Here is a 23,386-nt window from a genome sequence, read left to right on the forward strand (position 1 = left end):
GCGTCGGCTCACTCGCCCTGCTCGTCCAGTTGCTCGACGAGGCTGATACCGTAGATCGTCCGCAGAACCGTGCTGGCGTCGCCGGCCTCGTACACCAGGTCGTCCCTCGAACTGACGTGGTCGAGCACGTCGGGCGAGGAATGGGCGGGAGCAGCAGCGATACCGGCGTCATTCTCGTCGACCCAGCGCATCACCCGCAGGTCGCTCTTGCTGTCGCCCATCACGAGCGCGAACGGGTCGTCGATGCCGAGCACGTCGAAGGCCTCCTCGACGCCGGCGGACTTGTCCAGTTCGAGGCTCACGAGTTCGGCCGCGTCGCCCTCGTAGTAGCCCAGGTCGACGCGTTCGAGGATGTCGCGGAACGCCTCGGGCGCGTCGTCGATGTCGGCGTCGGTCGAGAGGCCGCCGGCCTGGAGCACGTCGAGGATCTCCGGGTCGTGGCTGAAGTAGGCCCGGGCGTACGCCGCTGGGTCCGCGACCTCGGCGTCGACCTGCGCGGCGATGGCGTCGCCGACCAGTCCACAGAGGTACCGCAGCGACTCGTCGATGATTTCGACGGCGTTGTCGCTGCCGACCTCGGCGTTGGGTTTCAGCGTGACGTTGAACTCGTTGCCCTGGAGGTGACAGCGCTTGCCGACGGCGTCGGGGGCCTCCGAGAGGACCCGCCGGCGGACGGTCTCGAACACGTCCACGACCGCATCGTCGAGGCGTTCGTAGAGGAGTCGCTTGGTTTCCTCGCCGTGCTTGGGCGTGAACACGCCGTTGCCGGACTCGTAGACGATGCTCATCTGGCCGGAGGAGACGAGGTCGTTGCCAAGCCCCTGTATCATGAACCCCTTGACGTTCTCTAAGGTCTGGCCGGTACAGACGACGATAGGGACGCCCGCTTCGTGGAACTGCGTCAGGAGATACAGCGTGTCGCGGGGGATTTCGTTGTCGGTGTCACCGGCCGACCGGAGCGTCTCGTCGACGTCCAGCACGAGCACGTTCACCGACCGGTCGTACTTCGAGTAGAGGTCGAGCGCGGTAAAGGCCTCGTCGCGGGTCAGCCGCGCTGCGATTTCCGCATAGGTCTCGCCGGTCCCGGGAAACTCGTCAGTGATGTCGGATTTGAGGGCGTCGAGGCGGTCACTGGCGGTTTCCCACTGTTCCAGCGCGACGGTCGAGCTGAGCGGGGGAAACAGGTCGACGAACTCCTGATAGCCGCGCAGCGTCGTCGTGTCTACGCTCTTATACAGACGGTAGAGTTGGTCGTATTGTTCCATGTCGATATCCACAGGATAGTGGCGACTGACGGCGGGCGCACTTTAGCTATCGGGTTTACGGTACTCGCAGCAAAAAACGGCTGGTTTGCCAACACCGCTGCCGAGGGGCGGGCCGCTGCTACGCCTCGTCGCCGCCGTCGGTCAGCACCTCGGTTTCGGTCGCCTCCTCGTTGAGGAAGGACGGGAGTTCTTCCTCGTCCTCGTCAGTTGCCTCGTCGTCCGCCGTCGCTTCGGTCCAGGAGCGTTCTCTGTGGTGGCACATGGGTCGTCACCATGCGAGGGTCAGGACTGTTCTGTGTTAACTATTTTCATGACTATGCTGATAGGCGCGGCGAAGGCAGACAGTATCAAGTCGCTTCGCCCGTTAGCCGGTGGCAATCACATGCGGAGGCACGTATGACCGATATCCAGCGACTCGACGACCGGACCGTCGAACGCATCGCGGCCGGCGAGGTGGTCGAGCGGCCGGCCTCCGTCGTCAAGGAACTGGTCGAGAACGCCATCGACGCCGACGCGACCCGGGTCGAGGTCGTCGTCGAAGCCGGCGGAACCGACGGGATTCGCGTCACGGACGACGGCGTCGGGATGGACCGCGAGGCCGTCGAAACGGCCGTCGAGAAACACACGACGTCGAAGATCCGCGACATCGCGGACCTGGAGGGCGGCGTGGGAACGCTCGGCTTCCGCGGCGAGGCCCTGCACGCAATCGGGGCGGTCTCACGGCTGACGGTCCGAACCAGGCCCCGCGGCGGCGACGTGGGAACGGAACTCGTCCTCGAAGGCGGCGACGTCACGTCGGTCGGCCCCGCCGGCTGTCCGGAGGGGACGACGATAGCAGTCGAGGACCTCTTTTATAACGTCCCGGCCCGCCGGAAGTACCTCAAACAGGAGTCGACGGAGTTCGCACACGTCAACACCGTCGTCGCCAGTTACGCGCTGGCTAACCCGGATGTGGCGGTCTCGTTGACCCACGGCGACCGCGAGACGTTCTCGACGACCGGTCAGGACGACCTGCGCGAGACGGTGATGTCCGTCTACGGCCGGGAAGTCGCCGAGTCGATGATATCGGTCGGAGCGGGTTCGGAAGCGAACGCGGATGGCGACGAGAGTGATAGTTTCCCTGACGGGCCGCTCGACGGCGTCCACGGCCTCGTCTCGCACCCCGAGACGAACCGGGCCGGCCGCGAGTACCTCTCGACGTACGTCAACGGTCGCTACGTCCGGGCCGGCACCGTTCGCGACGCCGTTATCGACGCCTACGGCACCCAGATCGCGCCGGACCGCTACCCCTTCGCCGTCCTCTTTCTGGACGTGCCCGCGGGTGATGTGGACGTGAACGTCCATCCCCGAAAAATGGAGGTCAGATTCGCCGACGACGAGGGCGTTCGCGAGCAGGTCCGGACTGCCGTCGAGGACGCGCTGTTACGGGAAGGATTACTGCGCTCGACAGCGCCGCGTGGCCGATCAGCACCCGAGCAGACGGAGATAACGCCCGAATCGGACGGAGCGAACGACAGCGAGCGCGAACGGTCGAGTCCGGACGGCCCCGATGCCGTAGACGAAGCAACAACGTCGGCACGGACGGATACCACTGCGAGGGCGAGCAGTACTGATACGACAGTACAGGAGCCGGGCACGGAGCCCACAGACCGGCCCAACAGTACCCAGACGGAGACGGCGGATCGCCAGTCCGCCGACACGACTTCGTCAGTGCAATCAGCCGACACGAAACAGCCCCGCGAGACCAGAACGACGAGCGGTGCATCGGGCGGATCGGGGACGGGGCAGACAGGGGGTGGCGTTTCGAGTGGAGATAGCGATGATGAACGCCCCGAAGCGTCCGCGTCGGGCCGGACAGCCACAGAGAGCGGGGAACGGAAGTTCACCGGCGGCCAGGAGCAGGCGCGCCTCGGCGACGACCCGGAAGCGACCCACGAGTCGCTGCCCTCGATGCGGATTCTCGGACAGTTAGCCGACACCTACGTCGTCGCGGAGACGGACGACGGCCTCGTGCTGGTCGACCAGCACGCGGCGGACGAGCGGGTCAACTACGAACGGCTCAAGGCCAAGTTCGAGGGCGAAACGACGACGCAGGCACTTGCTAACCCTGTCGAACTGGAACTGACCGCACGCGAGGCCGAGGTGTTCGACCGGCGCAGCGACGCGCTGGCGAGTCTGGGGTTCCACACGGCGCGGACGGGTGAACGCAGCGTCGAGGTCCGGACCCTTCCGGGCGTCATCGCCGATGCGGCCGGCCCGGATATCGTCAGGGACGTACTGGGCGCGTTCGTCGCCGGCGACGACGAAGCGGCGGCGACGGTCGAAGCGGCGGCCGACGAACTGCTCGGCGACCTGGCGTGTTACCCCTCGGTGACCGGGAACACATCGCTGACCGAAGGCTCCGTCCGGGAGCTACTCGCCGCGCTGGACGAGTGTGAGAACCCCTACGCGTGTCCCCACGGACGACCGACGGTCATCCACATCGACCGGCAGGAACTGGAAGACCGGTTCGAGCGGGATTACCCCGGACACGGCGGTCGGCGGCGATAGCCTGAGAGGGCGGCACCGACACAACAATCGATACAGCCGATTGAACTAAACCTCCGTCTCCCGATGCACGCGGTATGTCACTCGTAACGTTCGGTGAGACCGCTCTGAGATTTGCACCCCCTGACGGACAGCGATTCGAGACGGCCCGCGAGGCGTCGATTCGCGTCGACGGAACCGCGAGCGGCGTTGCGGCAACAGCCGGCCGACTCGGGGCTGACGCACGGTGGCTCTCGAAGATCCCGGACACACCACTCGGGCGGCGCGTCGTCGCGGAACTCCACGAGTTCGGGCTGGAAACGGACATCGTCTGGGCAGACCCGGACGCTGGACGGCAAGGGCTCACGTTCCACGAGGACGCCGACCCGCCCCGTGCCGAGCGGCTGCTACAGGACCGCGGTAACACCGCGATGGCGACGCTGACGCCCGGTGAACTTCCGATGGGCGAGATACAGAACGCGGACGTAGTGTTCACCTCGGGCGCGACCCTCTCACTCTCTGACACAGCCGCTGACACGACGGGAGCGCTGCTCAGAGCGGCCGCAGGGATGCGAGCATTCGATCTCGATTTCCACCCAGGGCTGTGGGACGCTGAAGACGCCCGCGACGCGCTTGCAGACCTGCTACCGGCCGTCGATACCCTCTTTGCCGCCGAAGAGCAGGTTTCCGCGGTGTTTGACACGACGGGGAGTCCGCGCGAAGTCGTTCACACGCTCGCGACGGAGTACGATCTCACCCGCGTGATTCTCACACGGAGCGAGTACGGCGCGGTGGCCTACCACGACGGCGTCATTCACGAGCAGGATGCCATCGAGACGACCGCCGTCGACGAGTCGGGACAACACGAGGCCTTCATCGGCGCGACGCTCCAGCAACTGGCCGCCGGCGCTGACACGGACGAAGCGCTGCTCCACGGTGTCGCAGCAGCAGCCCTCTCCCGGACACTGTCGGGGCCGCTGACACCGCTCGAACCGTCCGAGGTCGAGCGTCTCGTCGATTCACAGCAGTCCAGACGGCCGTAGGTGGCACGTACCGGCCGGCCGTACCGATCTCTGTTTACTCCGCTATGAGCCAGGGACATCCGCCGTGACGCGGTGACAATTAGACCGTGGACGCGACAGACGGCAGCGGTCAGCGCGTCACCGCCGCCGTGACGATGGCCGCACGGCTTGTAGCCCCTTCCCGCACACACCGACGGCGCTAACGGGACGTTTTTCCCCACGAGGGCCGCATGCCCGTACAATGACTGTTCTCGAGTCCGTTCACGAGGCCCACGGAGCGACGTTCAGGGAGGTCGGTGGTCGGCGCGTCGTCGACAACTACGGGCGACCGGAGCGGACCCACCGCGCAGTTCGGAACGTCGTCGGAGCGATGGAGTACGGCTACGGCGTGATTGTCGTCACCGGCGAGGACCGCGTCGACTACGTCGACAATGCCGTCTCGAACCGCGTGCCAGACGATGACGGCGCGGGCTGTTACGCGCTCCTGCTCGACCCCGACGGCCGCGTCGACACGGACATGTACGTGTACAACGCCGGCGAGCGCCTGCTCGTGTTCACACCGCCCCAGAAAGCCGAGGACCTTGCCGCGGAGTGGGCGGACAAGACGTTCATTCAGGACGTCGAGTTCGAGGTGGCGACCGACGACTTCGCCGTCTTCGGCGTCCACGGGCCGAAAGCGACAGAGAAAATCGCAAGCGTTCTCCACCAGACCGGTACCCCGCCGGCACCGCTGACCTTCGAGCGGGGCGAACTCGGCGACGCCGGCGTCTCCGTCATCCGGACGGACAACCTCGCCGGCGAGGAGAGCTACGACGTGGTCTGTAGCGCTGACGACGCCGAGGCCGTCTTCGACACGCTCGTCAACCGCGGGCTCAACGCCGTTCCCTTCGGCTACCGGACCTGGGAGACGCTGACGTTAGAGGCCGGCACGCCGCTGTTCGACACCGAAATCGAGGGGGCGCTTCCAAACAATCTGGGCCTGCGGAACGCTCTCGACTTCGAGAAAGGGTGTTACGTCGGTCAGGAGGTCGTCTCCCGCATCGAGAACCGGGGCCACCCCACTCAACGATTAGTCGGCCTCGCCGTCGAGGAATGCCCCGAATCCGGTGCCGCGGTGTTCGCTGGCGACGAGCACGTCGGCGACGTGACCCGGGCCGGCCGGAGCCCGATGCGGGAGGCCCCGATTGCGCTGGCGAATCTCAGTTGGGAACGGCCCGAAGACGCGCTGACCATCCGCATCGACGGTGAACCGGTCAGCGCACAGCAGGTCGACCTGCCCTTTATCGACGGCTCGGCGCAGTCGGCGCGGTTGCCGACCTACGAGTAGCGGGGGTCACGCCAGTTCGATAGCCGCCCGCCCGCTGGTCGCGCTCCGAATTCGGTCCCGCAGTTCGCTGCCCTCCACAGTGGGCACCCGAACCTCGAAGACGACTTCTGCCTCGTAGTCGGCCTCGAACTCGACACCTGCTGATTCAAGCAGGCTCCGAACGGTGCCGGAGTCGTCGTAGGCGACGGTTACGGTGAACTGCTCGTGGGGCACCTCCTCGACCACGCCTGCGTCGTCAACGCCCTCTTTCACCGCTCTGGAGTAGGCACTGGCTAGGCCGCCGACGCCGAGGTTCGTCCCGCCGTAGTAGCGCGTGACGACGGCGACGACGTTCTCGATATCGCGTTGCTGGAGAACGTTCAGCGCGGGGTCGCCGGCGCTGCCGCTCGGTTCGCCGTCGTCGCTGGCATACTCCCGAAAAGGGTCCGCGCGGACGCGGTAGGCGGGGACGTTGTGGGTGGCGTCGGCGTACTCCTCCCTGACGGCGTCGACGAACGCCTCGGCGGCTTCGACGGTCGTCGCCGGGGCGACGTGGCCGATGAACTCCGAGCCCCGTACCTCGAAGCGCGCCTCGCCGCGGCCCGGAACGGTCCGATAGCTGTCCGTCACGGGCCGGCGTACGCCCGGCGTCGGAATAGCGTTTGTCGTTCGCGCTCCCAGCAGTGAGTCAGTCCGTCCTGCCGTCCGGTTGCCGCGACCCCCAGACCCGCTTGTCAAGCAGTTTGACCCGCATTCCGTCCCGAACCCGGAGCTGACAGGAGAGTCGCGGGTAGCCAAAGCGGTCGGCGAGGTCGTCGTGCCAGTGGTCGGGGTCGGGCGGCTCGGCGAGACGGACGCCGCAGGTGGCACAGATGCCGCGGCCGCCGCAGTTGACCCGCTTGGCGTAGCGGCCGTGCGGCGAGAGGTCGGCATCGAGAAGCACGTCCCGGAGGACAGCCCCACGTTCGGCGGTGAGTTCGTGGGTTTCTCCCGCGGGCGTCTCGACGGTGAGCGTTGCTGCCATTACGCCAGTTCGATGGTCCGGACGAACGCCAGACGGCGGATTTCGTTGATGAGGTCGCCGGGCAGTTCCTCGTCAGTGATGACGTACAGTTTCGGTTCGTCGGTGAACTCGGGGTCTTCGCTCAGGACCTGGCGGATAGAGATGCCGTGGTCGGCGATAGCCGACGTGACCGTCGAGACGATGCCGGACTCGTCGGCGGCGCGGACGGTGACGGTCACTGCGTGCAGATCGAGCACCGGGGCGAGATCGAGCAGGCTCGGCACGGAGGAGATATTGCGGAAGATGCGCCGCAGGTCGTCGTCGTCGAGAATCGCGTCCGTCGTCGCGTTGACCACGCGGCGGTCGACGTCGGCCTCGCGGGCGATACCCGTGTTCGGGATTTCGATACCGCCCGAGACGACGCGGCCGTCCTCGTTGACGGAGAACCCTCGTTCCAGCAGCAAGCGGATGACGTCCTGCTGACCGGGAGAGTCCTCGAATTTCTGCATGATCTCGTCGAACATACGGAACGGTGGACGCGGGGCCACTAATCGGTGCCGACAGCGGTCGAAACGAGGGGTCGCGGTCGGCTACAGTTCGCCCTTCGTACTCGCCACGTCGGAGCGTCGCTCGTCGATACGGGTCGCATCGTCGAGCGCCCGCGCCAGCCCCTTGAACAGCGCCTCGATCTCGTGATGAGCGTTCTCGCCCTCGACGCCGCAGTGCAGCGTCAGCCCGGCGTTCATCGACAGTGAGCGGCAGAAATGCTTGGCCATGTGGCTGGTCATCCCACCGACCGAGTCCTGTGAGAACTTACCGTCGAACTCGAAGTACGGCCGGCCGGAGATGTCGACGACGACGCTCGCAACAGCCTCGTCCAGCGGGACCTTGCGGTCGGCGAACCGACGGATGCCGCGCTTGTCGCCCAGCGCCTCGGTGAACGCCTCGCCGAGCGTGATGGCGACGTCCTCGACGGTGTGGTGGTCGTCGATGTCCAGATCGCCGTCGCACTGCACGGTCAGGTCGAACAGCCCGTGGGTCGAGAACGAATCGAGCATGTGGTCGAAGAAGCCGATGCCGGTGTCGATGGTGCTGTCGCCGTCGCCGTCGACGTCGAGCGTGACCTCGATGTCCGTCTCGGCCGTGGTCCGCGTGACGGCCGCCGTCCGGTCGGTCATACGTATCACCTATCAGGCCGCGTATTTGTGGATTGCGTCCGGCCACCCGGTGCAATAGTTACTCTGTCTGCTCGTCCAGTAGCGCCAGCAATCGGTCAGTCACCGCCGGCGCGTGCTCGATGAAACAGCAGTGGCGGCCCTCGACGGCCTCGCCGGTCCCGCGGGGGAGGTCCGCCGCCAGTGACTGCGCGGCCGCCGGCGACACGACGGGGTCGTCCAGGCCGTAGTACACCTCGGCGGGCTGGGTAATCTCGTACAGCGGCGGCGGGTCGAAAGCCGTCATTGCGTTGGCCTGCGCGTCTCGGGCCGCGCCAGTAGCGTCCTCGTCAGCGCGCCAGCCTGCGATCCGCTCCATGAGGTCCGGGTCGTGTTCGCGGAACGCCGGCGAAAACGCTCCTTCGAGCGATGATGGGGCGTCGAGTGCGAGCGCGTCCAGTTCCGCCCGATCCACCGCATCGCCAGATCCCGCCGTACAGTACAGCGTCAGCGAACGGGCGCGGTTGTACTGGTGGGCGTATTCGAGCGCGACCATCCCGCCGAGGCCGGCCCCGACGAGGTGGGCGCTCCCGACGCCGTGGTCGGCCAGCACGGCTTCGAGGTCAGCCGCCAGCGTGTCCGCGTCGTACGGTCCCGCCGGCGCGTCCGACCGGCCGGTTCCGCGGAGGTCCCACACCACCGTCTCGTAGGGACCGGCGACGGCGTCGTAGTGCCAGCCCCAGAGCCACGCCCCGTACCCCACGTCGTTGATGAACACGACGGTGGGGCCGTCGCCGTCGGCTTCGTAGTAGAGGGACACGTCGCGGTTGCGTGCGGTCGGCATTAGCCGTCGATTCCCGCGCCGGCGGTGTGTCTCTTTCGGTGAGTAGGTCTTTAGCGCTGGCTGTCGAAGGGCCGCCAATCCCGTGTCCGGAGCAGCATCACTTATCGGCGCTGTCGTGTTGGTCGTGAGTCTGGGTGTCGCCGCGCAACTGGTCGCCGACTGGCTCCAGATCCCGAGCGTCGCGTTCCTGCTGGTCGCCGGCGTCTTCGTCGGCCCGCAGGCCCTCGACCTCGTCGACCCCGCGATATTCGGACAGGCCGGGCTGCAGGCTATCGTCGGCCTCAGCGTCGGTATCATCGTCTTCGAGGGGGCGTTCCACCTCACCGTCGAGCGAGTCCGTGAAGCGTCCAGGGAGGCGCTTGGACTGGTGACAATCGGCGCGTTCGTCTCGCTCGTCGGAACCGCCGTCGCCGTCAAGGTCGTGTTCGGGACGACGTGGCCAGTTGCCGTCCTCGTCGGGAGCCTGCTGATCGCCACCGGGCCGACGGTCATCACGCCGATCATGCAGGTGGTCCCAGTCAGGGATCGGGTCGCCGCAGCGCTGGAGACCGAGGGCATCATCAACGACGTGACCGCAGCCATCCTTGCGGTGGCGACGTTCGAGTTCGTCATCGCGAGCCAGTCCTCGCCGGTGGTCGTCGTCGAGGCGTTCGTCGCCCGGCTGGTCGTGGGCCACATCGTCGGTATCGCCGTCGGCGGCGGCATCGCACTCCTGCTCCGGCGGTGGCACCTTTCGGCGGACAACGCCATGCAAAACGCCCGGGCGGTGGTCCTGACCGCGGCGCTGCTGGCGTACGCGCTGGGAAGCATGTGGCTCTCGGAGGCCGGCATCGCGGCCGCCGCCGTTGCCGGTATCGTACTGGGGAACGCTGACCTCCCCCACGAAGAGGAGATCGCCGAGTTCAAGGGCGGTATCACGCTGTTTGTCCTCTCGTTCGTCTTCATCGTGTTGGCCGCCCAGCTATCGCTCGGTGACCTGCGTGCGCTCGGAATCGGCGGACTCGTCGTCGTCATCGTCGTCGTCACGCTCGTCCGCCCGCTCGGCGTGTTCCTCTCGACGCTGGGTGGGCGACTGACCGTTCGAGAGCGGATGTTCGTCGGCGCGATGGGGCCGCGCGGTATCGTCCCGGCCAGCGTCGCCACGCTGTTCGCCATCGAACTGCGTCCCGAGAACCCGGATGCCGCGACGGTCCTCGTCGGGACTGTCTTTCTCGTCATCTTCACGACCGTCATGTTTCAAGGCGGGCTGGCCCGTCACTTCGCGCAAGCGCTCGACATCCTTCCCATGCAAACACTCATCGTCGGCGGCGGTCGCGTCGGCCGGGAACTGGCAGTACGATACGAATCACGCGGCGAGGAGGTCGTCCTCATCGACAGCGACGAGGACACGGTCGAGCGGACGCGGGCCGACGGCCACCGCATCGTCCACGGGGACGCGACGAACGCGCACGTCCTCGAAGAAGCAGGGGCGGACCGGGCGTCCGTTGTCGTCGCCGCGACCGCAGACGACGACGTGAACCTGCTCGTCGCACAACTGGCGACGACTCGGTTCGACGTCGATACCGTGGTCGCCAGAGCGAACCAGCCGAACAACGTCGAGGCCTTCGAGGACCTCGACGTCGAAACGATCTCCGCCGGCTTCGCCGTCGCCGACGCCATCGACGACGCGGTCGAGCGACCGGCGCTGGCCCACTGGCTGTCGGACTCCGGGCGAACGGGGGACGTACTGGAGGTCGAACTCAGGAACGAGTCGCTGATCGACCGGACGATAGAGGAAACCGCCGACAAGCTCCCGGACGGCTGCCTGGTCGCAATGGTAAGCCGTAACGGAACAGACAGAGTCCCCGACAGCGATTTCCGCCTCGCGAGCGGCGACCACCTGACACTCGTCTGCGAGACCAACGAGGCGATGCGGGACGCCAGACGGCTGTGTCAGGGTAAATAGGCGAGCGTGACGCGCCGCTCAGCGCAGTTCGTCGAGAGAGACGGCCGCTGACCGATCCGCAGTGACCCACTCGGTCACGGATTGCTGGCGGTCCGAGGGGAAAATCGTCAGCTCCGAGGGGTTCTCGGGGTCGTCGTACAGGCAGTCCAGTTCGAACTCCGGCGCTTCGTCCAGGTCAGTGTCCGACGGGGGCGTCGTGGTCGTACTCATGGGTCAGGTAGCACGGGTGGCACTGCAGTTTTCACACAGTTCATCGGTAGCACGGCCGCTAGCAGCGGGAATACTGGTCCCACATCGCCGACACGTCCGTTGTGACCGTATGTATTCGGTATGGGACTGAATGTGTGCGAGGTCACGTTCTCCGCTCATATCTGCTATAGATGGGCAGTTACTGAAAATACTTTTGGAAACTCATCCAGATACACCTACTACAACTAAATGTAATTGTATCTCTTGAGTGTATTCGGACCGTTCGGGCAGAATATCGAGTCTTAATCGGACAACTGTCCGAGGTAACCGAGCGTAGAACGGAACCAGCGGTGAGAAAGAACGGGGACGATTCAGGCGGACGCTGTCCCTGGTTCCCGTGATAGTCGCCGTCCGCAGGTGGTCGATGCGGAAATGATGCAGCAGTCCGTCTCAGACGTTCGCCACAGTTCGCAGTATCTCCGGGGCGTCCTCAAGCGCCTCGTCCAGCGCGTCCGTGTCTGGGCCGCCGCCCTGTGCGAAGTCCGGCGGGCCGCCGCCGCCGCCGCCGACGCGACCGGCGAGTTCACCGACGACCTCACCGGCGTCGACGTCGACGCCGTCGGGCACGGAAACGACGAACTGCGCGCCGTCGAGGCCCGACCCGAGCACCGCGATGTTGCCCTGTTCGACGATAGCGTTCGCTTGGGCACGTAGCTCGTCCATGTCGGCGTCGATGCGCTGGACGACGGCGGTCGCCTCGCCCACGTCGACTTCCTCGCTGTCGCCGCCGCCGCTGGCGCGGGCCTCGGCGAGCTGTTCCTTGAGCTGTTCGATCTCCTTACCGCGGGCCTTCCACTCGTCGAAGAACCGCTCGGCGGTCTCCGGCACCGCTTCGGGCGCGACATCGAGGATATCCGCGGCCTCGGTGAGTGCGTCTTCGGTACGCTGGGTGGCCTCGATGGCGGCGTTGCCCGCCGCGAACGTTAGCCGGATGACGCCGTCCTGAATCCGCTCGGTGTTCAGGAGCTTGACAGCCCCGATGTCACCGGTTCGGGCGACGTGGGTGCCACCGCAGGCCTGCACGTCGTCGCCGACGGTGATGAGCCGGATCTGCTCGCCGGCCGGGATGCCGCCCTGGTAGAGGTCGAAGCCGTGGCGCTCCTCGGCCTCGTTGCGGTCGGGCCACTCCTGGGAGACGGCGATGTTGTCCTGCACGATGTCGTTCGCGAGGCGTTCGATCTCCTTGACCTCCTCGCGGCTCACCGACTCGTAGTGGCGGATGTCGATGCGGGCGGAGTCAGTGCCCTTCTGGGCACCGGCTTGCCTGACGTGCTCGCCGAGCACCTGCCGGGCGCTGTGGATGACGATGTGGGTCGCCGTGTGGTGTTGCATCAGGCGCTGCCGGCGGGTGGCGTCGACCTGGCCGCGGACGAACTCGCCCTTGCCAGGGTCGTCGTCGCAGGTGTGGACGATGACGTCGCCGTACTGCTGGACGTCGGTCACCTCGGCGGAGACGTCGTCGGTCGACAGTGTTCCCCGGTCCGGCGGCTGGCCACCGCCTTCGGGGTAGAACATGGTCTGGTCGAGCACCACGTCGTAGGTGTCGTCGTCGCGGTCGAACACCTCAAGGACGACGGCCTCGAACTCGGTCCGCTGCTGGTCCTCGTAGTAGAGCCGGTCGGTCTCGGGCAGTTCTTCGAGCCGGTCCTCGTAGGGCGTCCGTGACTCCTCGGTGGCGGTGTCGTCGCCGCCGTGTCGCTGGGCGACGACCGCGTAGAAGTCGTCGGGCACGTCGACCGCGACGCCTTTCTCGGCGGCGATCTCCTCGACCATGTCCGGCTGAATCCCGTGGGAGTCGTACAGTTCGACCAGTTCCGCGGTCGGGATCGGCTCGCCCTTCTCGGCGTACTCGTCGGCCAACTGGCGGACGCGCCGGCCACCCCGGTCCAGCGTCTCGCGGTACTTCTCGACCTCGGTGCGGACGATGTCGCGGATGGTGTCGCGGTTCTCGTAGCCCAGTCGCTCGGCCTGCATATCAACGAGTTCGTCGAGTGGCGCGTCGACGCCGACGCCGTCGACCAGTCGCTTCGTCCGGCGCAGCACCATCCGGGCCAGATAGCCCGTCCCGACGTTCGACGGGACGATGCCGTCGCCGAGCATGTACGCGAGCGTCCGGCAGTGGTCGGCGATGGCGTAGATGTCCTCGAGTGGTGCCATCAGGTCCCGCATCTCCTCGACCCCGACGCCGATCTCGGCGGCGATGGTGTCGCGTTCGGCCTCTATGTCTTCGGCCTCGTCGATGTCCATTCGGCCCGCGAGTTTCGCGGCCTCGTGGACGATGCGCTCCTCCTCGTCGGTGAGTTCAATGCCGGCGTTGTCCTTGAGGAAGGCGATCATGTCGGGGTAGACGGCCTCGTACACCGTCGGGGTTCCCTGGCTCATCCAGGTCCAGCGTTCGAGCCCGTAGCCGGTGTCGACGATGTAAGTGTCCATCGGCGAGTACCGGTTGCCGTCTTTCATCTCGTACTCGCCCTCGGGGTCCTGCTCCATCGACATGAAGACGAGCGTGGCGAGTTCCGCCCCGCGGTAGATGACCTCGATAGCCGGGCCGGCGTTGCCGCCACCGACCCACGGGTCCTCGATGTAGACGATTTCGTCCAGGTTCGCGCCCATCTCCTCGAACAGTTCGTCGCAGTACCGGACCGTCTCGTCTTTCCAGTACACCTCGCCCTCGTAGGCGTACTGCTCGGGGTCCTCGATGTCCTCGCGCGCGTTGAACGCGTGGTGGGCCATCATCTCGAAGGCCATCGTGTGCCGCCCCGTCTTGCCGACGTTGTCGATGTCCTGCATCCGGATACAGGGCTGGCTGATACACAGCGGGTTCGCCGGGGGCGGCGTCGTCCCCGAGGTGACCAGCGGCTGGAAGTCGTAGATCGACGCCTGGGTCAACAACACGTCGTCGCGCCAGCGGTTGGCCGCCACCGGGTACGGGTCGATGCGCTCGTGGTCACGGTCCTCGAAGAAAGAGAGGAACGCCTCGCGCATCTCCGTCAGCGAGTGGGACTCGTCGAAGCCGGGGTTGTCGATGAAGTCGTACTCCGCACACGGCGGTTCGCCGCAGGTCTCGCGCTCGACACGGGACCAGAACATATCGCCACAGGAGGCACACTCCTGTCTGTGGAAGCCTTCCTCTTCGAAGTAGTCGAGTTGGTAGGCCTCGTCGAGGTCGCTCATTGGTGTTCAGTTGGCCCACGTTCGCCTAAAACTGTTCCGAAGGGGCTGGCGGTATCCCTGGCCGTCAGAGCGTGACAGAGGATTCCCCGGAGAGCGTCTTCGGTGCGACGACTTCCTCGGTCGTCATCCCGCCGGCTGGCGAGGTAATGCGCAGCGTCGCAGTCTCTCCTTCGGGCAGTTCCTCACCGAATGGCTCAGCGCCAACGGAATTATCCGTCCCCAGGTCGAGCGTGATTCTGAACCGGTCTTCAACGTCGTTCAGCACCGGCTGGGAGCCGTCGTTGTCCTGCACGGTAGAGATAGCGAACCGCCCATCGGGGTTGCCGTCTGCGCCGCCAGCCGCGAGCTGGTAGTACGACCCGCTCGGGCCGATCCACTGGACGGTCGTCTTGTCTAGGTCGACGTTGCCTGCACCCGGTGCCCGCCTGACGACGATGTCAACCACGCCGATCTCGCTGTTGTCGGTGAAGTGGTCCCCGGTAATCCCCACAACCTGAATGCGGTTGGTCGTCGAATCGCTGGACTGCTGGCCCGTCGCCTGGGCGGAACTCTGCAGGAAGCCCGCAGTGTTGATGAGCACGCCCGCCGCGATTGCCGCGACCAGCACCATCGCGATAAACACGATGAGCGTCCCGATCCCGACCTGACCGCGGTCCTCACCCGTCCCCTCCGTAGATGGTCGTAAACGTTGCATTTCAGTTGTTGATATTCTTACTTTCCTTTCATCATAAAGCTCACCCGCCAGTTATCAGGTGTGAAAAATCGGATCGTAGCGGTAGTACAGCCTTACTCGCCCTGGGCGAGCGAGGCCAGCATCGCTTCGAGTTGCACGCGCTCGTTCGCACCGCGGGTGATCCGATAATCGGTTTCGCCGATGCGTTCGAGCACTCGGACAGCTGCTTCGTCCTCGATATCGAACTCCCAGATGGAGCGATGCAGTTGGTCGATTATATCGCCGCCGGCGATACCCTCTTCGGTCAGCAGTCTATCGAGGGTCGCACGGGAGGCCGTGAAGTCGCCGTCCAGCGCCGACTGGACCATCGTCCGGATCTCTTCCGGGCGGGCCGTCGAGGTGATCGCGTACACCGCCGACTCGTCGACTGTGTCACCGCTGACGGAGGCCGCCTGGAGGCCGTTGATGGCTTTCCGCATATCCCCGTCGGCGGCGTAGACGAGCGCGTCCAGTCCGTCCTCGGTCAGTTCGATGCCCTCTTCGGCGGCGATGTTTCGGATTTCCTCGGCAACGGCGTCGTCGGCCAGCGGGGAAAACCGGAAGACCGCACAGCGGGACTGAATCGGATCGATGATCTGGCTGGAGTAGTTACACGAGAGGATAAAGCGGACGTTGTTCGAGAACTGCTCCATCGTCCGGCGCAGCGCCGACTGGGCGTCGCTAGTCAGCGCGTCGGCCTCGTCGAGGAAGATGATACGGTATTCGACGCCGCCGAAACTCGTCCGGGCGAAGTTCTTGATGCGGTCCCGGACTACGTCGATACCGCGCTCGTCGGAGGCGTTCAGTTCGAGGAAGTGCTCGCGCCAGTCCTCGCCGTACAGTTCGCGGGCGATAGCGGTTGCACACGTCGTCTTCCCCGTCCCCGCGGGGCCGGAAAACAGCATGTGGCTCAGGTCGTTGCGCGAGACGTAGCTCTTGAGTCGCCCGACGATGTTCTCGTGGCCCATCACGTCGTCGAGCGTCTGCGGGCGGTACTTCTCGATCCAGACCTCCTCGCGTCCCGCCCGCGACTCGGACTCGGCCTCACTCATGGACGATGGGAAGCGTGGGCCGGTCTTAAACCCCGCGTGATTCGACAGTCTCAGGTACGTCGGCGGAGTAGTCGGTGTATGTACGTCACCGTCGAAATCGCCGGCGAGGACACCCACGAACTGGAGGTGGACGCGGATGCGACCTACGCCGACCTGCTTTCGCCGGTCGACCTGAGCCCCCACGAGGTGTCAGTCCTCGTCGACGGCGAGCACGTTCCGACGGATCAGCCCGTCGAGCACGACCACGTTCGGGTCGTCAGGCTCATCAAAGGCGGCTGAACCGCCAAGCAGCGCCCGCTAACAGATATGCACGTCCGCACAGCGAACGCCGACGAGATACCGGCGGTCATGAATGTCCTCGACGGGGCGGTCCTCTCAATAGCCGTTGAAACCGTGCGAGCGGGTGCTGAAGACGGCGGCACACTCGTCGCAGTGTCCGGTGACGACGAGACGGACGGGCGCGTCCTCGGCGCACTCGTACTCGACGACACTCACATCGAGGCCGTCGCTGTCCGTCGGCGTCGTCGCGGGCAGGGTATCGGGACGGCGCTCGTCGAGGCCGCGCTCGACCGGCGAGATTGTGTCACCGCCGAGTTCGACGCTGACGTTCGACCGTTCTACGAGGCGCTGGGGTTCGCCATCGAGCCGCTTGAGGAACCCGACCGCTACAGAGGGGTGCGTGAGTAGCCGTCACGATTGGGCAGAGAGACATACACTCGTTAACACAGCGTCGTAACATTTTTTAAATAGTTTCGAGAATGGTTTTAAAACGATGTCAGCAACTGTCTCTGAAAACGCGGTCGAAGCGCGGGGCGACCGCGTCGTCGCATACCTCATCGATTTCGCCATCCTGAGCGCCGTCGCGTTCGGGCTGTGGCTCGTCACATTCGTTCTCAACACGGTTCTCTCGGTCGGCGCGATGGCCGCCGCCTCACCCGAGAGTCCGGGCGCGATGGGCGGTGGATCGGTGATGGCTGCGGGGCTTCTGGGTATCGTCGTCAACTTCGCCCTCTGGCTCGCCATCGGCGCGGTACTCGTCTACTACTTCGGCTACTACGCCGAGACCAACGAGACAGTCGGGAAGCGGTCCCAGAACGTCGCGGTCGTCGACGAGACCGGGTCGCCGCCGAGCCAGCGTGACCGCCTGCTCCGAACGGCGGTACTGCTCGCCCCGTTCCCAATCATGCTCCTGCTCGGTGGTATTCTCGGCGGATTCGGGTTCGTCTTCGCGCTCGTTCTCATGGCCGGTTGGCTCCTCGTCGAAGCGGCCGTCATGTTCGTGAGCGACGACGCACAGCGCCTCGGTGACCGCGTGGCCGGCACGTACGTCGTCAGCACAACCAAGTGAGGTCAGACCAGCGGCTCGACCAGGTCCCGACCCGCCTCTAACAGGTCCTCGACGCGCTCCGCACTCGACGCCTCGGCGTACACACGGAGTTTCGGCTCCGTCCCGGACGGGCGGACCAGCACCCACGTCCCGTCTTCGAGCCGGATTTTGAACCCGTCGACGGTGTTAATGCCGTCGACAGCGACTCCCGCCAGCGTGTCTGGAAGTGCGGTTTCGAGGTCGGCGAGGACGGACTCCTTGCGGTCGTCCGGACAGTCGACGCTGATACGGTCCTGGTGGATTTCGCCGTGTTCGTCCAGCAATCGGTCGACACGAGCGTCAAGCGGTTCCTCGCGTTCGGCGGCGGCGGCGACCAGCGCCACCAGCACGCCGTCCTTGTTCCGCAGGTGGTCCGGCAGGCCGAAGCCGCCGGACTCCTCGCCGCCGAACAGCGCGTCGTGCTCGGCCATCGCCTCGGCGACCCACTTGAAGCCGACGGCGACCTCGTGGACGTTCTGGCCGTGGGCCTCGGCGACGCGGTCGACGATGCTAGAGGTCGAGACCGTCCGAACCACGTCGCCCGAGCCAGTTTCGAGCAGGAAGTCGTACATCGCGGCGAAAAACAGGTTCGGGTCCAGATAGCCCCGCTCGGGTGTGACGACGCCGATGCGGTCGGCGTCGCCGTCGTTGATGATTCCCAGCGTGGCGTCGCCGTCGCTGACTTCGCTGACGAGCCCCTCGGCGTTCTCCGCCGACGGTTCGGGCGACCCGCCGCCAAAGTCGGGGTCCTGTACGCAGTTGAGGCGTGTCACCTCGGCTCCGGCCGCTTCGAGCAGTGCGTCCGTGACGCCGCGGCCGCTCCCGTACAGCGCGTCGTAGGCGACTGACAGGCCATCGAGGTCGGTGTCGACGAAGTCCAGCGCGTGGTCGTGGAACGGCCCGATCAGGTCCTCCTCCGTTCGCTCGCCCCACTCGTCCTCGGGCAGCGGGTCGAGCACGGCGAGGTTCTCCTCGAAGGCGGCCGTCCAGTCCGGCAGCGCCGGCGACCCGTCGCCAGGAATGAACTTCACGCCGTTGTACTCCGGGGGATTGTGGCTGGCCGTAATCTGGAGCGCCCCTGCGAGGTCGCGGTCTTTCACCGTCCAGGCGACAATCGGCGTCGGTGTGTCCCGGTCCGGCAAGAGCACGTCGAAGCCGTTCGCGCGCAGGACGTGTGCGAGTTCGTCAGCGAACCCGGGCGAGGTTTCGCGGGCGTCGTACCCGATGGCGACGGTCCCGCTTGCCCCGCGTTCCTGCAGGGTGGTGGCGACGGCCTGTCCCACCATCCGGATCCGCGGCTTCGTGAACACGTCCAGCGTCGCCCGCCAGCCGTCCGTCCCGAAGGCGATCGAACCTGCGTCGACATCCGCGTCGTTGTCCATATCTCGCGGTTCTCAGCCCCTCGACAAAAAATCACGCCCCATCGCAAAACTGTCACTTCACGGCTACCGACGGGAAGAGGTGAGCCTCGGCATCTGAGGCGGTATCGCTGCTAATTCTTCAATCGTTTCGGCGGCTCAGGTATCGAAGTCAGCTTCGGCGTCGCTGGATTCGACGAGCCGTTCCTTCTGTGCTCTGGAGTACTGCTTGATCTCGTACTCACGGCTCATCGCTTCGGACTGTGAGTCGAACGACTCGACGTGGATCAGTTCGACCGGGGTTCGGCCGCGCGTGTACTTCGCGCCGTCGCCGGCGTCGTGTTCGCGGACGCGGCGCTCCACATCGGTCGTGTAACCGGTGTAAAACGTGTTGTCGCTACAGCGGAGGACGTACACGTGGTAAGGGCTCCGCGCGGTAGTCATCGCACGATGCTGGTGGCCCAGCGGGCCTCACACTTTTTGGGCGCGCTCTCTCGATACCTCGGCAATGCCAGCGTTCGCCGAGCAGTTGGGACACGCCCGGATATGTCCGCGTTCATCCGCGAACACTCGGGCGAACTGGTCTGAGACGTGCGCGCCGCAATGATCACATTCAGGCATCGTGTTCGTCGGCGACACCACCGCCGACGTATACGCGTACGCGCGTTGTTCTCATAGCTCTTTACCCAAATACTTGGGTATGCCTGCGGTTTGTGGGGGAGTCTATGTGCGCGCATCGTCGAGCTGTCTGGCGATTAGGCCGGCCTGTGTCCCGGCGGTGAAGCCGGCGTCGATGTTCACGACGGAGAGGGCAGTGCAGGACTGGAGCAGCCCCGAGAGGGCCGCCTCACCCTCGCCACCGTGGCCGTAGCCGGTCGAGACGGGCAGGCCGATGACCGGGACATCCACGAGACCAGCGACGACCGTCGGGAGCGCGCCCTCGCGGCCCGCCGCGACGATGAGGACGTCCTGGTCCCGGAAGCCATCGACCGCATCTATCGTCCGGGCGAGGCTCGCAACGCCAACGTCGTCGATACGGGTCACGGTCGCACCCATCTCCTCGGCGATGAGTGCGGCCTCACCGGCCGGAACGGCGTCGGAGGTCCCCGCGGTGACAATACCGACTGACGCGTCCAGCGACGGCCGTTCGAACGCGGGCGTCGTCGCCACCAGCCAGTTCGAGCGGTCGTCCCACCGGACCGTCGCGTCCGGAGCGGTCTCGTCCAACTGTTCCCGAACGGCCGTCGCAGTGGACGTATCCAGCCGCGTCACGATAGCCCGGTCCGTCGTTTCGATAGCTGTCGCCGCCAAATCCGCCACTTCCGCCGGCGTCTTCCCATCTGCAAGGACAGCCTCGGGAACGCCGGCACGGTCCTCCCGAGCGGCGTCGAACCGACCGGCCCCGCTGGTCGCGTAGCCCGCAAGCGCCGCCTCGGCCTCTACCGGGGAGAGGTCACCCGCCGCAACCGAATCGAGTATGTCGCGCATAGGACCCATTCAGTGATACGGCCACTCCTATCCGTCGGTCCGAGGCGAACGTATCGCCCGTTTCAGGGCCGACCTGTGCGAGCGCGCGTGAGCGACGCTCGGCCGGAGTAACGCAACAATAGCCGTCTAGCACAGCCGAAAGCACGGATTCTGATGGATTACAGAGGACACAAATGCGGATTTATAAGGGGTTATGTGTCGTATAATGCCTCAAACTGCCGGTAATAGGGTCGAGAGCGAACTAATTGGAGAAAGTATATAAGTAACCCCCGTCGATACCTCGTCTGTATGGCAGACCTAATCGTCAAAGCCGCCGTTAAGGAAGAGCTCAACGACATGAACGTAGCGTCCGACTTCTACGACGCACTCGACGAGGAAGTCGAAGAGCTGCTCCAGGACGCAGCCCGCCGAGCCGACGAGAACGACCGGAAGACGGTCCAGCCGCGCGACCTGTAAGGTCGTTTCAAGCAGTGTATTTTTTCGACGCAAGCCGACCAGCGACAGCTACTTCGATAGCGCTCGGACGGTGACGCCGTCAGTAGTGCCGACGTGGATTTCGTCGGCCACATCGACGAACAGCCCGTGCTCGACGACACCGGGGAGTGCGGCGAGGTCGCTGGCGAGCGCGGCGGGGTCGTCGATAGGGCCGAAATCACAGTCGAGCACGAGGTTCCCGTTGTCGGTGACGACGGGGCCGTCCTTGCGTTCTGCACACCGGAGCGTCGGGTCACCGTCCAAGTCCGCAACCGCCGTGGCGACCGTCGAGCGGGCCATCGGAAGTACCTCGACCGGCACCGGCACCGAGAGCCGCTCAGCCTCCTTCGTCGGGTCGGCGACGACGAGGAAGCGGTCGGCGCTCGCGTCGACGACCTTCTCCCGGGCGTGAGCCGCGCCGCCGCCTTTGATGAGATTGCCGTCGGCCACCTCGTCGGCCCCGTCGATGGCGAGGTCGACCGACACGTCGTCGAGGTCCGCGAGCGGAATCCCGCAGTCCCGGGCCAGCTGGCGGGACTGAAATGACGTTGGGACGCCGACGACATCGAGTCCTGCGTCGACCGCTCGCCCGATAGCGCGGATAGCGTGGGCCGCCGTCGACCCCGTGCCGAGGCCGACGACCATGCCGTCCTCAACGGTCTCGGCCGCCGATTCCCCCGCCGCCTGTTTCGCCGCATCAGAGCCGCCCTGTTTCATGTGCGGTGGGTCGACAGACGCGGACAAAACGTTTGTTCTCCCGGCCGCAAGCGTACGTATGACCGACTGCACGTACTGTGGCTCCCCGGTCGAGGACCACGACCCCGTCTACGTTAGCGAGACGCCCGACGGGAAGCCGACAGCGCAGTTCTGCAACTACGGCTGCCTCTCGGCTCACATCGACGAAGCGGGGCTGACGACCGGGACCGCCTGTGAGTGGTCGCCGACGCAGTAGCGGAGCGGCGTCGGCACTACCGGCCCGCAGTACCTGTCTGATGCCGGATGGATTTTAGGGGCGGCCCGCCCCAGAGAGCAGTAATGACACAGTTCGGAACGAGCGGGATTCGGGGTCCCGTCGGCGAGACAGTCACGACCGAGGTGGCGCTCTCGGTGGGGCGGGCGCTTGGCATCGACTGCGAGCGGGTTGTCGTGGGTCGGGACCCGCGAGCGAGCGGCGAGTACTTGCAAGCGGCGCTGGTGGCAGGACTCCGTGAGAGCGGCGTCGACGTGGTCGACCTCGGCGGCGCGGCGACGCCGACTATCGGCCGGGCGGTGGCGTGGCAGGACGCCGACGCCGGCGTCGCAGTGACGGCGAGCCACAACCCGCCCCAGGACAACGGTATCAAGCTCTGGCAGCCCAGCGGGCAAGCCTTCGACGCGGACCTGCGGGAGACGATTGAACAGCGACTGGACGAGGATGCGTTCCAGCCAGCGGCGTGGGACGAGAGCGGCGACAGCGAGTCCTGGGACGCCGGCCAGCGCCACGTCGAGGCGCTGGTCGCGGAAGTCGGCGAGACGGACCTCGACAGCCACGTCGTCGTCGACCTCGGCAACGGCGCGGGCCGGGTCAGCGTCGACGCACTCACCGAACTGGGCTGTTCCGTCGAGACGCTCAACGGCCAGCCCGACGGCGCGTTTCCCGGTCGCCCCTCGGAACCGAAAGCCGAGAACTGCGAGTCCCTGGCGACGCTGGTGGCCGAATCCGACGCCGACCTCGGCATCGCACACGACGGCGACGCCGACCGGATGCGGGCGGTTTCGGCCGACGGGACCTTCCTCTCGGGCGACGTGTTGCTGGCCGTGTTCGCCCGTACTGCGGCGTCACCGGGCGATCGGGTCGCCGTCCCGGTCGATACGAGCCTCGCCGTCGAGGACCACCTCAGCGACATCGACGTGGCCGTCGAGTACACTCCGGTCGGGGACGTGTACGTCGCCGAGGCCGCGAGCGAGGACGGGGTCGCCTTCGGCGGCGAGCCGAGCGGCGCGTGGATCTGGCCCGAGCGAACGCTGTGTCCAGACGGGCCGCTGGCGGCCTGTACCGCCGCGGCACTGGACGGCGAGCGCCCGCTGGGTGACCGCGCCGACGACGTGCCGGAGTACCCCATCCGCCGGGACAGCGTCGAAACCGACCAGAAGGAAACCGTGATGGACCGGGTTCGGGAGACAGTGACCGCCGCCTACGACGACGTGACGACGCTCGACGGGGTCCGGGTCGACCTCGGCGATGCGTGGTTCCTCCTGCGGGCCAGTGGGACCCAGCCGCTCGTTCGGATCACCGCCGAAGCCCGTGACGCGGACCGCGCTGACGCGGTGTTCGAGGAAGCACGGACACGCCTGACAGATGCATTAGCATAGCCGCTGAAACGCCTGTGCAGTAACACAGCGGTTGGTAGCGAGTGCAGCCGGCGAGGAAAACGTCCCCGCAACCGTCAGGTCACAGGGCGGCAGTTC

Annotated in this window: 26 protein-coding genes; 10 read left to right on the forward strand and 16 right to left on the reverse strand. The window is 66.0% G+C overall.

The annotated features are described in order from the left end of the window. Positions 1-8 precede the first annotated feature (8 nt). Together VI340_RS14215 and VI340_RS14220 are read right to left on the reverse strand one after the other, a co-directional pair. Entirely contained in the window at positions 9-1,277 is a 1,269-nt protein-coding gene (locus tag VI340_RS14215) for an HAD family hydrolase (protein WP_336358596.1), read from the reverse strand. 106 nt (positions 1,278-1,383) lie between these two features. After that, complete coding sequence (locus VI340_RS14220) at positions 1,384-1,527, reverse strand: hypothetical protein (RefSeq protein ID WP_004590504.1); 144 nt, start codon at positions 1,525-1,527, stop codon at positions 1,384-1,386. 134 nt (positions 1,528-1,661) lie between these two features. Here VI340_RS14220 and mutL point away from each other — a divergent pair, with 134 nt between their 5' ends. From mutL to ygfZ, 3 genes are all read left to right on the forward strand, one after another. Next, positions 1,662-3,815 carry a DNA mismatch repair endonuclease MutL gene (mutL, locus tag VI340_RS14225; RefSeq protein WP_336358597.1) on the forward strand — a complete coding sequence of 718 codons (2,154 nt, stop codon included), beginning with the start codon at positions 1,662-1,664 and terminating at the stop codon, positions 3,813-3,815. Positions 3,816-3,889: 74 nt separating this feature from the next. Then, positions 3,890-4,834, forward strand: a complete 945-nt coding sequence (locus VI340_RS14230; protein WP_008307326.1) for a sugar kinase — start codon at positions 3,890-3,892, stop codon at positions 4,832-4,834. Between the two features lie 220 nt (positions 4,835-5,054). Beyond that, positions 5,055-6,140 carry a CAF17-like 4Fe-4S cluster assembly/insertion protein YgfZ gene (gene ygfZ, locus VI340_RS14235; RefSeq protein ID WP_336329453.1) on the forward strand — a complete coding sequence of 362 codons (1,086 nt, stop codon included), beginning with the start codon at positions 5,055-5,057 and terminating at the stop codon, positions 6,138-6,140. A gap of 6 nt (positions 6,141-6,146) precedes the next feature. On the opposite strand, the gene VI340_RS14240 is transcribed toward ygfZ, so the two are convergent. The 5 genes from VI340_RS14240 to VI340_RS14260 all read right to left on the reverse strand — a co-directional run bounded on the left by VI340_RS14240 (position 6,147) and on the right by VI340_RS14260 (position 9,120). Then, on the reverse strand, positions 6,147-6,749 hold the full coding sequence (locus VI340_RS14240; protein ID WP_008307324.1) for an IMPACT family protein: 603 nt from the start codon (positions 6,747-6,749) through the stop codon (positions 6,147-6,149). A gap of 58 nt (positions 6,750-6,807) precedes the next feature. After that, a complete protein-coding gene (locus tag VI340_RS14245) occupies positions 6,808-7,143 on the reverse strand; it encodes a 2Fe-2S iron-sulfur cluster binding domain-containing protein (protein ID WP_008307321.1) in 336 nt (111 codons plus the stop codon). Next, positions 7,143-7,646, reverse strand: a complete 504-nt coding sequence (locus tag VI340_RS14250; RefSeq protein WP_005536977.1) for an ACT domain-containing protein — start codon at positions 7,644-7,646, stop codon at positions 7,143-7,145. Before VI340_RS14250 ends, VI340_RS14245 begins: the two co-directional genes overlap by 1 nt. 66 nt (positions 7,647-7,712) lie before the next feature. Continuing rightward, positions 7,713-8,300: an imidazoleglycerol-phosphate dehydratase HisB gene (gene hisB / locus VI340_RS14255; protein WP_336358598.1), complete on the reverse strand. Its 588-nt coding sequence runs from the start codon at positions 8,298-8,300 to the stop codon at positions 7,713-7,715. 58 nt (positions 8,301-8,358) lie between these two features. Next, positions 8,359-9,120 (reverse strand): alpha/beta fold hydrolase, encoded by a 762-nt coding sequence (locus VI340_RS14260; RefSeq protein ID WP_336358599.1) that lies wholly within the window; start codon positions 9,118-9,120, stop codon positions 8,359-8,361. 82 nt (positions 9,121-9,202) lie between these two features. On the opposite strand from VI340_RS14260, the gene VI340_RS14265 reads away from it, so the two are divergent. Beyond that, entirely contained in the window at positions 9,203-11,065 is a 1,863-nt protein-coding gene (locus VI340_RS14265; protein WP_008307317.1) for a cation:proton antiporter domain-containing protein, read from the forward strand. A gap of 18 nt (positions 11,066-11,083) precedes the next feature. Here VI340_RS14265 and VI340_RS14270 read toward each other — a convergent pair whose 3' ends face one another. The 4 genes from VI340_RS14270 to VI340_RS14285 all read right to left on the reverse strand — a co-directional run bounded on the left by VI340_RS14270 (position 11,084) and on the right by VI340_RS14285 (position 16,252). Then, positions 11,084-11,275: a DUF7511 domain-containing protein gene (locus tag VI340_RS14270; RefSeq protein ID WP_008307315.1), complete on the reverse strand. Its 192-nt coding sequence runs from the start codon at positions 11,273-11,275 to the stop codon at positions 11,084-11,086. Between the two features lie 429 nt (positions 11,276-11,704). Continuing rightward, positions 11,705-14,488 carry an alanine--tRNA ligase gene (alaS, locus tag VI340_RS14275; RefSeq protein WP_336358600.1) on the reverse strand — a complete coding sequence of 928 codons (2,784 nt, stop codon included), beginning with the start codon at positions 14,486-14,488 and terminating at the stop codon, positions 11,705-11,707. A 64-nt stretch (positions 14,489-14,552) separates the two neighbouring features. Next, positions 14,553-15,182, reverse strand: coding sequence for an archaellin/type IV pilin N-terminal domain-containing protein (locus VI340_RS14280; protein ID WP_008307313.1), 630 nt, complete (start codon positions 15,180-15,182; stop codon positions 14,553-14,555). 92 nt (positions 15,183-15,274) lie between these two features. Further along, the gene (locus VI340_RS14285) at positions 15,275-16,252 is read right to left on the reverse strand and encodes a replication factor C small subunit (protein WP_008307311.1); all 978 of its coding nucleotides are present in this window, start codon (positions 16,250-16,252) and stop codon (positions 15,275-15,277) included. A gap of 78 nt (positions 16,253-16,330) precedes the next feature. Between VI340_RS14285 and samp2 the strand changes: the two genes are divergently transcribed. The 3 genes from samp2 (at position 16,331) to VI340_RS14300 (ending at position 17,600) form a co-directional block, all read left to right on the forward strand. Further along, the gene (gene samp2, locus VI340_RS14290; RefSeq protein ID WP_044952087.1) at positions 16,331-16,531 is read left to right on the forward strand and encodes a ubiquitin-like small modifier protein SAMP2; all 201 of its coding nucleotides are present in this window, start codon (positions 16,331-16,333) and stop codon (positions 16,529-16,531) included. Positions 16,532-16,558: 27 nt separating this feature from the next. Then, positions 16,559-16,939, forward strand: coding sequence for a GNAT family N-acetyltransferase (locus tag VI340_RS14295; protein WP_336358601.1), 381 nt, complete (start codon positions 16,559-16,561; stop codon positions 16,937-16,939). Between the two features lie 85 nt (positions 16,940-17,024). After that, entirely contained in the window at positions 17,025-17,600 is a 576-nt protein-coding gene (locus VI340_RS14300; RefSeq protein WP_008307307.1) for an RDD family protein, read from the forward strand. Positions 17,601-17,602: 2 nt separating this feature from the next. Here the strand turns inward: VI340_RS14300 and VI340_RS14305 are convergent, their stop codons facing one another. From VI340_RS14305 to larB, 4 genes are all read right to left on the reverse strand, one after another. Then, a complete protein-coding gene (locus VI340_RS14305; protein ID WP_336358602.1) occupies positions 17,603-19,000 on the reverse strand; it encodes a phosphoglucomutase/phosphomannomutase family protein in 1,398 nt (465 codons plus the stop codon). Positions 19,001-19,135: 135 nt separating this feature from the next. Continuing rightward, positions 19,136-19,420 (reverse strand): GIY-YIG nuclease family protein, encoded by a 285-nt coding sequence (locus tag VI340_RS14310; RefSeq protein WP_336358603.1) that lies wholly within the window; start codon positions 19,418-19,420, stop codon positions 19,136-19,138. A gap of 27 nt (positions 19,421-19,447) precedes the next feature. Further along, positions 19,448-19,597 (reverse strand): DUF7563 family protein, encoded by a 150-nt coding sequence (locus tag VI340_RS19865; RefSeq protein ID WP_023843454.1) that lies wholly within the window; start codon positions 19,595-19,597, stop codon positions 19,448-19,450. Positions 19,598-19,699: 102 nt separating this feature from the next. Further along, the gene (larB, locus tag VI340_RS14315; protein WP_008307303.1) at positions 19,700-20,464 is read right to left on the reverse strand and encodes a nickel pincer cofactor biosynthesis protein LarB; all 765 of its coding nucleotides are present in this window, start codon (positions 20,462-20,464) and stop codon (positions 19,700-19,702) included. 288 nt (positions 20,465-20,752) lie between these two features. Between larB and VI340_RS14320 the strand changes: the two genes are divergently transcribed. Continuing rightward, on the forward strand, positions 20,753-20,920 hold the full coding sequence (locus VI340_RS14320) for a hypothetical protein (protein WP_004517708.1): 168 nt from the start codon (positions 20,753-20,755) through the stop codon (positions 20,918-20,920). 48 nt (positions 20,921-20,968) lie between these two features. On the opposite strand, the gene rpiA is transcribed toward VI340_RS14320, so the two are convergent. After that, positions 20,969-21,655, reverse strand: a complete 687-nt coding sequence (rpiA, locus tag VI340_RS14325) for a ribose-5-phosphate isomerase RpiA (protein ID WP_008307299.1) — start codon at positions 21,653-21,655, stop codon at positions 20,969-20,971. A gap of 58 nt (positions 21,656-21,713) precedes the next feature. Here rpiA and VI340_RS14330 point away from each other — a divergent pair, with 58 nt between their 5' ends. Next, entirely contained in the window at positions 21,714-21,890 is a 177-nt protein-coding gene (locus VI340_RS14330) for a hypothetical protein (RefSeq protein ID WP_394324893.1), read from the forward strand. An 83-nt stretch (positions 21,891-21,973) separates the two neighbouring features. After that, complete coding sequence (glmM, locus tag VI340_RS14335) at positions 21,974-23,290, forward strand: phosphoglucosamine mutase (protein WP_336329461.1); 1,317 nt, start codon at positions 21,974-21,976, stop codon at positions 23,288-23,290. The last annotated feature ends 96 nt before the right edge of the window (positions 23,291-23,386 follow it).

The sequence above is a fragment of the Haloarcula sp. CGMCC 1.6347 genome (genome assembly GCF_037078395.1).
GTDB classification, from domain to species: Archaea; Halobacteriota; Halobacteria; order Halobacteriales; family Haloarculaceae; genus Haloarcula; species Haloarcula amylolytica.